The sequence below is a fragment of the Streptomyces sp. NPDC002088 genome (assembly GCF_040296605.1).
GTDB lineage: Bacteria > Actinomycetota > Actinomycetes > Streptomycetales > Streptomycetaceae > Streptomyces.
In genome coordinates this window covers 81,779-91,315 of sequence record NZ_JBEOXO010000032.1, presented here as the reverse complement: position 1 = coordinate 91,315, position 9,537 = coordinate 81,779, and the positions used below count along the sequence as shown (strand labels likewise).

Genomic DNA, 9,537 nt, shown 5'->3' with positions numbered 1-9,537 from the left:
CCGGGCCCGCCGCGCCCCGGCCGCGGGCCCCCGTGCCCCCCCCCGGCGCCCTCTCCCCCCCGCCGCCCCCCCCCCCCGCGCCCCCCCCGGCGGCGGGGGGGGGGGGGGGGGGCCCCCCCCCCCCACCCCCGCAACAACGCAGGGTGCCTTCCTACGCGTCGGCGTACTTCGCGTCCGCCGCCGGGTCCAGCGCCAGCCGGTATCCCCGCTTGACCACTGTCTGAATCAGCTTCGGCGCGCCGAGGGCCGTGCGGAGGCGGGCCATCGCCGTCTCCACCGCGTGCTCGTCGCGGCCCGCGCCGGGCAGCGCGCGCAGGAGTTCGGCGCGGGCGACCACCCAGCCCGGCCGCCGGGACAGCGCCCGCAGCAGGGACATGCCGGCCGGCGGTACGGGCTTGAGGTCGCCGTCCACCAGCACCGCGTGCCCACGGATCTCCACCCGGTGCCCGGCGATCGGCAACGACCGCGCTCGCCCGGGCAGTTCCTGGCACAGCAGCTGAACGAGGGGGCCGAGCCGGAAGCGTTCGGGCTGGACCGTGTCGACGCCATGGGCCTGGAGCGGCAGCGCGGTGACCGGGCCGACACAGGTCGGCAGCACGTCGTGGTGGAAGGCGGCGAGCAGCTCGGGCAGCAGACCGCGGTCCTCGGCGCGGGACAGCAGGGACACGGCGGCCGGGGCGCTGGTGAAGGTGACCGCGTCCAGTCCACGCGAGACGGTGGCCTCCAGCAGCCGGTCCAGGGGCGCGATGTCCTCGGGCGGCATCCAGCGGTACACGGGTACCCCCACCACCTCGGCGCCCGCGACCCGCAGTGCCTCCACGAACCCCGGCAGCGGCTCGCCGTGCAGCTGTACGGCGATACGGCGGCCCTCGACCCCTTCCTCCAGGAGCCGGTCGAGTACCTCCGCCATGGACTCGCTGGACGGCGACCACTCCTCGGTCAGCCCGGCGGCCCGTACGGCGCCCTTGACCTTGGGCCCGCGCGCCAGCAGTTCCACCTGGCGCAGCCGGTCGAGCAGGACCTCGCCGAGCCCCCAGCCGTCGGCGGCCTCGACCCAGCCACGGAAGCCGATGGCGGTGGTGGCCACCACGATGTCCGGCGCCTGGTCGATCAGCTGCTTCGTCGCCGCCAGCAGCTCACCGTCGTCGGCGAGCGGCACGATGCGCAGCGCCGGCGCGTGCAGCACGGCGGCCCCGCGGCGCTGGAGCAGCGCTCCGAGCTCGTCGGCCCGCCGCGCGGCCGTCACGCCCACGGTGAACCCCGCGAGGGGACCGGGGACCGGTCGTTGCTCTTCGTCGTACATAGACTCTCGTCCCGCGCTGGAGTGGTTGCACCTACATGCCGACCGAGCCTGTCAACGATGCGTGACAGGCTCGGTTCCGCTTCATGTCGCCAGTGTTACGTCACACCTCGGCGTAGCTGAGCTGCGGCTTCGTCTCGGAGGCAGCCTCTGCCCGGGCCTGGACGGCCGGGCGGCGAAGGTATACGGCCCAGGTCACCACGAAGCACAGCCCGTAGAAGGCGAGGAAGGCGACGAACGCGCCGGTGCCGGAGCCGTAGGAGAGGAAGGACTGCCGGAAGGCGAGGTTGATGCCGACGCCGCCGAGCGCGCCGACCGCGCCGATCAGGCCCATGGAGGCCCCGGAGAGCCGCCGTCCGTAACGGGCGGCCTCCTCGCCCTCCAGCCCCTTGGCGAGGGCCTTGGCGTGGAAGATGCCGGGGATCATCTTGTACGTCGACCCGTTGCCGAGCCCGGTGAGCACGAAGAGCACGACGAACACGGAGACGAACAGCGGCAGCGACTTCTGCATGGAGGCGAAGACGAGGCCGCCCGTGGCCGCCGCCATGCCGACGTAGTTGTAGAGGGTGATCTTCGCGCCGCCGTACCGGTCGGCGAGCCAGCCGCCCACCGGCCGGATCAGCGAGCCGAGCAGCGGGCCGATGAAGGTGAGGTACGCCGCCTGCAGGGGCGTACGCCCGAACTGGTTGGTCAGCACCTGCCCGAAGGCGAAGCTGTAGCCGATGAAGGAGCCGAAGGTGCCGACGTAGAGGAAGGACATGATCCAGGTGTGCGCGTCCTTCGCGGCGTCGATCGCGGCGCCGGTGTCGTTCTTCACGGACGCGAGGTTGTCCATGTAGACCGCGGCGAGCGTGGCGGCGACGACGATGAGCGGGATGTAGATCCCGAGCAGCACACGCGGCCCGCCGCTGGCTCCGATGACCGCGAGTGCCACGAGCTGGATGACCGGCACGCCGATGTTGCCGCCGCCGGCGTTGAGCCCGAGGGCCCATCCCTTCTTCCTGAGCGGGAAGAAGGCGTTGATGTTGGTCATGCTGGAGGCGAAGTTGCCGCCGCCGACGCCGGCGAGCAGACCGATGAGGAGGAAGGTGGAGAACGACGTCCCCGGCTTCATCACGGTGAACGCGGCGATGGTGGGGATGAGGAGGAGACTGGCCGAGATGATCGTCCAGTTCCGTCCGCCGAACACGGCCACGGCGAAGGTGTAGGGCACCCGCACCACGGCTCCCACCAGCGTGACCATGGACGTCAGCATGAACTTGTCGGCGGGGGTCAGCCCGTACTCCGGGCCCATGAAGAGCACCAGCACGGACCACAGGGTCCAGATGGAGAAGCCGATGTGCTCGGAGAGGACGGAGAAGAGCAGGTTCCTGCGGGCGACCTTCTCGCCGGTCTCCTGCCAGAAGGCCTCGTCCTCCGGATCCCAGTGCTCGATCCAGCGGCCTCCCCTGCTCGCTGCGGGGGCTGTACTAGGGGCTGTCATGACGCCTCCACGGTGCTCCGGGACTCAGGTGCTTCTTCGGGGTGACGAGCGGTGATAAGTCCCGAAGGTAGGGAGGGCGCGTTTCCGGCCTGTGGCTGTGGGTGACCGGAAGGGAACTTTGCTCTCACCCCGGGAGGAGGCCGGATGAGAGGTCAGCTCGGGGGAGAGGTCAGCTCACTCCACCCACGCCAGGATGTCCCGCCCGCCGTCGTCCCATGTGACGTCCACGTCATCACCCGAACGGGTCAGGGTCGCCGCGCGGACGTCGCTGTCCGACTCGGTGTCGCTGGAGATGGGCTTGAGGGCGACGCGGAAGGAACCGTCGCTGCGGTCCAGGCCGAGGCCGGTCAGGATGCCGTCACCGCCCGGCTCGATGTAGGAGATCGCGTACTTCCCCTTGAACTCGCCCGAGGTGTACTTCTCCCCGATGGTGAGGGTTTTGCCCGAGTCGTCCTGCCGCTGACCCGCGAAGCCCGTCGCGTCGGGCGGGGTCGCGGAGCCGGTCGAGTCGTCGGTGGCGTCGTCCGTCAGGTCGTCACCCGTGCCCTCGTCGGCCGACGCCGCGTCGGTCGGGTCGGCCGCGGTCTCCTCGGCCTCCTCCGGACTCGCCGAGGTGCTCGAGTCGGCCTGGGCCTCGTCGGTACCTGGCCCACCATCAACAGCCGCGATCACACGCGCCGCCATGGGCGTCGTGCCACCTGCGGCCGCACCGGGGACGAGGGGAAACATTCGATGGGCACCGTGTTCTGCCTGGTATTCCACACCACGAGCCGTCAGAAGATGAGCGCCAGCACGGCCAGGATCGTGAGGACGCTCACGATGCCGATCAGCAGGGGAGCCCATTTCCCGGCGTACGCGTCGGCAGCGAACCGGATTTCTTTACGACCCTCGGGGTCATACACAATCTCCGTTGCGGCACCTATGGCGATCGGCGGCCGGGACTAACTCCCGAACATTCTTTTCAATCCACCCTTGGGCTTGGAGGGCTGTTCACCCTCTATTTCCTCTTCTATGCGAATAAGCTCCCCTATGCTCACTCGATAGTGCGCCTTCGCGGCTCCGTATTTGACTGTCACCAGCCATGCCCCGTCGTGCATCCGGAAAATGCTCCGGCCAGGCCGGGACCCAGACGCCCCGCGTCCGTATGTGATGTGCGGGACGTAGCTGTCGGCCAACTCCTGCGCTGCCGCTTCAGCCTCCTGCCTGCCTCCGTCGACGTGCCGACTTTCCACCAGATGCCAGCGATGCACGAAGAAGTTCTTGTTATCGACCCATACGAGCTCATCAGTGTCCTCTTCTACGAAGACATACCAAGAAGATGTAGTCACGGTTGGCAACGCTATCGCTCTATGGCCACCAAAGTTGCCTGATCACACGCATACAGCGGGGTGATCACGCGCAGCTGTGGCGGTCAGGGCATCCGAGTCGTCACGGCCAACCCTGTTCACCAGGCCGAGCCGCTTCTGGCAATACCTCCGGAAATTCTTATCTCCTGGAACGGGAGCGGGAGGTGAGCCAGGAGATCCAGCAGCTCGAGCGTGGAATCCGTGAGCGACAGCGGTCCATCGAAAAGACGGTCCGCGAGATCGAGCAGAGCAAGGTCAAGACGAAGCCGGAAGAGCTGAAAAGCGCAAAAGCAACCGCTGCGGAGGACAAGGCGACCGTGGAGCGCAACTACAAAGCGCTGGTGAGAATCATGGACGACGCCGGCCAGAGCGTGGAATCACTGGCCCGCCGTCTCGCCTCCTGACGGCCTCGCCATAGTCCACGAACTCACAGGAGAGACACATGACCGAAGCCGTACGCCGGTTTCTACTGGGGGCGTCCGGTGTCCTCGGCCACCTGGTGCGTGTCGGAGCTGCTCCGCCAGGGCGGGCTGTACGCCTGCCCGCCGGCCCGCTACCCCGACTTCGTCGACGGCAAGCCGCTGACCCTGGTGTACGCCTCGCTGCACGGCGGGTTCAGCACGCTCTGGAACGCACCCGCTGGCCCCTCGCGTCCTGCGCCGCGCTGGCGGTGACGGTGTGGTCGGCGTCGAACGGGAGGTGAGCAGCAACGCCGTTACTCCGGCGGCGGCTGTGGTGAGCAGGTGAGGACGGCGGGTCACGGGTGGCTCCTGAGTCGTAGTGGCGAAGCCCCGCTACGGCAGCGGGACTTCGGGTCGTGACACCAGTGCGGCCAAAGGGACTTGCACACACCTCACATGGACACACGGCCCCCTCAGGCCCGGTGCGCCCCCGCACGCGACGGCGAGCCGTCCGGCCACAGCCGCGGCCTCCGTTTCGCCGCCAGGTCCTCCATCCAGCCGAAGCAGAGGATGCAGCAGGCCGTGAGGGCCCAGACAACGACCAGCAGGGGCCAGGAACTCTCCAGGAACCAGGGGGCGTGTTCCTCCAGAAGTGGGACGTTCCACAGGTGGTCCCACAGGGACTGCGCGGCGACGATGCACACGTTGTGCCACAAGTAGATCGTCACCGCACGGGAGTTGAAGAGGGTGATCAACCGGTCCCAGCGGCGCAGCGGGCGGGGCCACTCGGACCACGAGGGGCTGATGTGCAGGAGCAGCAGCACGGTGGCGAAGGACCACAGCGACTGGGCGAAGGGCATGTCGTCCAGGTCGTGGCCCGGTGCGAAGCCGTGCGTGAGCGCGTACCAGAGGCCGATGCCGGCGACGGCCGGTGCGAGGGACGGCACGACGTAGCGGGGCAGGCGTTTGAGGATGCCCTCGTGGTGGGCCATGCCCAGGAGCCAGCAGGCGCCGAACGCCCCGAAGTCGCTGAGGTTGGAGTCGAGCCGCCAGCTGGGCACGCTGATCCAGCCGAACTCGAGCGCCGCCGACAGGGCGATCGGCGCGAGGATCGTTGTCCAGGGCAGCCTGCGCAGGGCGCGCAGGAGGAGCGGGGACAGCAGGACGAACCAGAGGTAGGCGCGGATGTACCAGAGCGGTACGGCCAGCTCCACGGCCCACTCGTCGCCGATCAGACCGTGGATGCCGTGCAGGCCCTCGCCGTACGGCGGGTCGCTCAGCGGCAGGATCCAGAAGCCGAGGTGGATCCACCACCAGCCGGGGTGGCCCTCGGAGTCGGGGCCCCAGCCCCCGAGCAGCATGCCCGTCACGCCGACCGCGCCCAGTAGCCACAGCGGCGGCAGCAGGCGCCGCATACGGCTGCGCACGACCTGCACGGCTGGGCGTCTGCCGAGGGAGCCGGCCATGAGGTTGCCCGCCAAGGCGAACATCACGCCCATGGAGGGGAACACCACCGGCAGCCAGGCCCAGCCGAACAGGTGATAGAAGACGACCCTGAAGAGCGCGATCGCCCGGAGCAGGTCGAAGTACCGGTCGCGTCCGGAGGCGCGACGGGGCGCCCCCGCGGACGCCGACGCGGGCGCGGACGCAGATGGCGACGCCTGCCCAGGCACCTGCCCCGGCGTCGGCCCCGGCGTCGGCGCCTGTGTCGTCGTAGCAGCGTCGTGGTCTCGCATGCTCATGCGACCGGCCTTCCGTCCATGACGCGCCGGCCAGGCTCCGGCGCGGTCGGCGGTGCCGACACCCCGCCCTTGCGGCGCAGTTTCTGCCAGCGCAGCCGGCCCCCGGTGAGTGCCGTGATCCAGGACTGGAGCAGCACGACGTACATGAGCTGGCGGTAGAGGATCTGCTGGAGGGGCAGCGAGATGAGCGGGGTCAGGCGTTCGCGGTCGAGGATGAACGCGTACGTCGCGCAGACCACCTGGACGGCCAGGACGCCGAACCAGGCCACGATCGTCTTCTCGGTCGGGCCGAAGAGCAGGCCGTAGACGAGGAACATGTCGATCAGGGGGGCCAGCAGCGGGGCCACGACCATGAAGAGGGAGACCAGGGGCAGGCCGACGCGGCCGAAGCGGCCCGAGGGGCCCCGTTCGACGATCGCACGGCGGTGTTTCCAGATCGCCTGCATGGTGCCGTACGACCAGCGGTAACGCTGGGACCACAGCTGCTGGACCGACTCCGGGGCCTCGGTCCAGGCGCGGGCCTTCTCCGCGTACACCACCCGCCAGCCGTCGCGGTGGATGGCCATCGTGATGTCGGTGTCCTCGGCGAGGGTGTCGTCGCTCATGCCGCCGACGCGCTCCAGGGCGGAGCGGCGGAAGGCGCCGACCGCGCCGGGGATGGTGGGCATGCACTGCAGGACGTCGTACATACGGCGGTCGAGGTTGAAACCCATCACGTACTCGATGTGCTGCCAGGCGCCGATGAGGGTGTCCTTGTTGCCGACCTTGGCGTTGCCGGCGACGGCGCCGACGCGCGGGTCGGCGAAGGGCTGGACCAGTTCGCGCACGGTGGCCGGTTCGAAGACGGTGTCGCCGTCCATCATCACGATCAGGTCATGCCGGGCGTTGGCCAGGCCGCGGTTGAGGGCGGCCGGCTTGCCCGCGTTGAGCTGGCGGATCACCCGTACGTTCGGCAGTCCCAGGGACTCCACGATCCGTGCCGTGCCGTCGCTGGAGCCGTCGTCGATGACGAGGATCTCGATGGGGTGTTCGCTGCGCATCAGGGAACGCACGGTGTTCTCGATGCACTTGGCCTCGTTGTACGCGGGCACCAGCACCGACACCGGTTCGGTGATCGGCCGCGGGCCCCAGCGGAAGGTGCGACGGCGGGTGCGGCGGGTGTGCAGGCCGGACAGCAGCAGCATCAGGCCGAAGCGCGCGAAGACCAGGACGCCGATGGCCGCGAGGCCGACGACCAGGACGCCGGTGATGTCATCGGAGGCCTGCACGAGAAAGACCCAGGCCCGGCCCTTCCACAGCTCGGCGCCGGTGACCGGGGTGTCCGCGTTCGGGGCCTTGAGGGCCTCGGTGAGGTTGTTGAACTCGTATCCCTTCGCCTGGAGTTGGGGCACGAGTCGGTCGATTGCCTGCACCGTCTGGTGGCGGTCGCCGCCGGAGTCGTGCATCAGGACGATCGCGCCCTTGCCACTGCGCGGGGTGGCGTTGCGGACGATGCTGTCGACGCCCGGCTTGCGCCAGTCCTCGCTGTCGGCGTCGTTGACGACCGTGAGGTAGCCGCGGCTGCCGATGTACTCGGTGACCGGCCAGGACCTGTTGTCCATGGCGTCGGCGGAGGAGGAGTACGGCGGCCGGAACAGGGAGCTGCGGATGCCGGCCGCGCCCGCGAGCGCGAGCTGGTTCTGCGACAGCTCCCAGTCGATGCGCTCCTTGGACTGGTAGGAGAGGTCGGGGTGGTTGAAGGTGTGCAGGCCGACCTCGTGGCCCTCGTCGACCATGCGTCTGACCAGGTCCGGGTAGCGGGAGGCCATGGTGCCGGTGACGAAGAAGACGGCGTGCGCGTGGTGCTTCTTCAGGATGTCGAGGACTTTCGGCGTCCAGGTCGGGTCGGGGCCGTCGTCGAAGGTGAGGACGATGCGGTGGTCCGGCACCTCCAGGCTGGTGGCCTTGCCGCCCCGGGTGTCGATGACCGGCCCGCCGTCGAGGATCTTCTGCGGGACTTTGTCGGAGGACGCCTCGGGCCGTACCCGGAAGTCGGCGAGGATCTCGCTGTGCACATAGCCGCGCAGCATGAGCATGGCGAGCATCGCGAACAGGATCAGGAGCGGGAGCAGGTGGCGCAGCGGCAGCCATCGCCGCCGGTCGGCCCGTCCCGTGGAGCGGCGGCTGGAGCGGGATGCCATCAGAGGACGTTCTCCGTCGACGAGGACGAGGGCGCGGAAGGCTCGGCAGGTGCGGCGGACGAGGCCGAGCCGGCGGGGCTCGACTGGACGGGGGCCGGGTCCGCGGGTCCGTCTGCGACGGGGCCCGTGCCGCCGCCCGGGGTCACCGAGGGAGCGGCCGAGCCGCCGCCGTCCGTCGGGGACGCAGACGGGGACGGCGACTGGACGACCGGTGCTGAGGACTCCGGCACCGGGTCCTTGCTGGTGCCGCTCGGGCTGGGCTGCGCGGACGTGCCGGTCGACGGCCCGGGGTCGGCGGAGGCGCTCGGTTTGCCGCTGCCGGCGGACTGGCTGGGCAGCGGGGCCGGCACCCCCGGCGTGGCGGTCGTGCCGCCGGGCACGGACAGGGCCGGCACCGGCACGCCGCCGGTTCCGACGCCGACAGGGTCGGCGGAGAGCCGCGGCGTCGGGGAGACGTCGACCTGGCCGGCCGGCTTGTCGTCGTCCTGACCCGGGACCGGAAGCCAGGGTGCGCTGGAGTTGCCCGACAGCAGGGTGACGACGATGACGCCGGCGTAGGCCGCGCAGGAGATGCCCACGGCGATGCCGATACGCCGGAAGGTACGGCTGCGCCGCCCCGACTCGTCCACGAACACCGGTGCGTCGGAGGCGTCCTGGCCGCCGCCCGGTCCACTGCCCGGTCTGCCGCCGGGTGCCTTGCCCTTGGCCGCTCGTAGGGCCGACTCGCCGAACTGGACGGAGTCGAGCTGGACCGTCACCTCGTGCGGATCGTGGGCGTTCTCGCCCTCCGGCGCCGCCGCCCCCGACTCACCCCAGGGGTCGCGGAGCAAGGCGGCCTGGGCACCGCCCGGCGACGACAGGATCTCGGTCCCGGGCTCGGGCTCGGTCCCGGCGAGACGCGCTTGGCCGCCTCTGCCGTCGCGTCGCCGACCGGTTCGTCCGGTTTCTGGAAAGCTCTGAGTGTTTCCCCCCGTCAACGGCAGGTCCTGGGTCGCTGATGCGGCCTCGGGCCACTCCGGTTGGGCGTCTTCCCGCCACTTTTTCACGTGCGCACTTCCCCCCACGGGACAGGTCCGGAAGCGCGT

General features: G+C 70.1%; 9 protein-coding genes. 2 read left to right on the top strand and 7 right to left on the bottom strand.

Annotated features, from left to right (window positions below):
- Positions 1 to 151: 151 nt before the first annotated feature.
- From ABT114_RS42705 to ABT114_RS42690, 4 genes are all read right to left on the bottom strand, one after another.
- Positions 152 to 1,303, bottom strand: coding sequence for a uroporphyrinogen-III synthase (locus tag ABT114_RS42705; RefSeq protein ID WP_351150391.1), 1,152 nt, complete (start codon positions 1,301 to 1,303; stop codon positions 152 to 154).
- A gap of 100 nt (positions 1,304 to 1,403) precedes the next feature.
- A complete protein-coding gene (locus ABT114_RS42700; protein WP_351150388.1) occupies positions 1,404 to 2,783 on the bottom strand; it encodes a nitrate/nitrite transporter in 1,380 nt (459 codons plus the stop codon).
- 174 nt (positions 2,784 to 2,957) lie between these two features.
- Positions 2,958 to 3,467 carry a hypothetical protein gene (locus tag ABT114_RS42695; protein WP_351150385.1) on the bottom strand — a complete coding sequence of 170 codons (510 nt, stop codon included), beginning with the start codon at positions 3,465 to 3,467 and terminating at the stop codon, positions 2,958 to 2,960.
- An 89-nt stretch (positions 3,468 to 3,556) separates the two neighbouring features.
- Positions 3,557 to 3,685: a hypothetical protein gene (locus tag ABT114_RS42690; protein ID WP_351150382.1), complete on the bottom strand. Its 129-nt coding sequence runs from the start codon at positions 3,683 to 3,685 to the stop codon at positions 3,557 to 3,559.
- 608 nt (positions 3,686 to 4,293) lie between these two features.
- Between ABT114_RS42690 and ABT114_RS42685 the strand changes: the two genes are divergently transcribed.
- Both ABT114_RS42685 and ABT114_RS42680 read left to right on the top strand, forming a co-directional pair.
- Positions 4,294 to 4,533, top strand: a complete 240-nt coding sequence (locus ABT114_RS42685; protein ID WP_351150379.1) for a hypothetical protein — start codon at positions 4,294 to 4,296, stop codon at positions 4,531 to 4,533.
- A gap of 78 nt (positions 4,534 to 4,611) precedes the next feature.
- Positions 4,612 to 4,803, top strand: a complete 192-nt coding sequence (locus ABT114_RS42680; protein WP_351150377.1) for a hypothetical protein — start codon at positions 4,612 to 4,614, stop codon at positions 4,801 to 4,803.
- Positions 4,804 to 5,003: 200 nt separating this feature from the next.
- Here the strand turns inward: ABT114_RS42680 and ABT114_RS42675 are convergent, their stop codons facing one another.
- The 3 genes from ABT114_RS42675 to ABT114_RS42665 are packed head-to-tail and all read right to left on the bottom strand — an operon-like array spanning position 5,004 to position 9,282.
- Positions 5,004 to 6,272, bottom strand: coding sequence for an acyltransferase family protein (locus ABT114_RS42675; RefSeq protein ID WP_351150374.1), 1,269 nt, complete (start codon positions 6,270 to 6,272; stop codon positions 5,004 to 5,006).
- Complete coding sequence (locus ABT114_RS42670; protein ID WP_351150371.1) at positions 6,269 to 8,452, bottom strand: bifunctional polysaccharide deacetylase/glycosyltransferase family 2 protein; 2,184 nt, start codon at positions 8,450 to 8,452, stop codon at positions 6,269 to 6,271. The genes ABT114_RS42675 and ABT114_RS42670 overlap by 4 nt, the downstream gene beginning before the upstream one ends.
- The gene (locus ABT114_RS42665) at positions 8,452 to 9,282 is read right to left on the bottom strand and encodes a hypothetical protein (RefSeq protein ID WP_351150369.1); all 831 of its coding nucleotides are present in this window, start codon (positions 9,280 to 9,282) and stop codon (positions 8,452 to 8,454) included. The genes ABT114_RS42670 and ABT114_RS42665 overlap by 1 nt, the downstream gene beginning before the upstream one ends.
- Positions 9,283 to 9,537: the final 255 nt, after the last annotated feature.

Excerpts from the sequence above, each read along its gene's own strand:
- ABT114_RS42675 (WP_351150374.1), bottom strand. The coding sequence starts at position 6,272 with ATGAGCATGCGAGACCACGACGCTGCTACGACGACACAGGCGCCGACG.
- ABT114_RS42705 (WP_351150391.1), bottom strand. The coding sequence starts at position 1,303 with ATGTACGACGAAGAGCAACGACCGGTCCCCGGTCCCCTCGCGGGGTTC.
- ABT114_RS42670 (WP_351150371.1), bottom strand. The coding sequence starts at position 8,452 with ATGGCATCCCGCTCCAGCCGCCGCTCCACGGGACGGGCCGACCGGCGG.
- ABT114_RS42700 (WP_351150388.1), bottom strand. The coding sequence starts at position 2,783 with ATGACAGCCCCTAGTACAGCCCCCGCAGCGAGCAGGGGAGGCCGCTGG.
- ABT114_RS42695 (WP_351150385.1), bottom strand. The coding sequence starts at position 3,467 with ATGGCGGCGCGTGTGATCGCGGCTGTTGATGGTGGGCCAGGTACCGAC.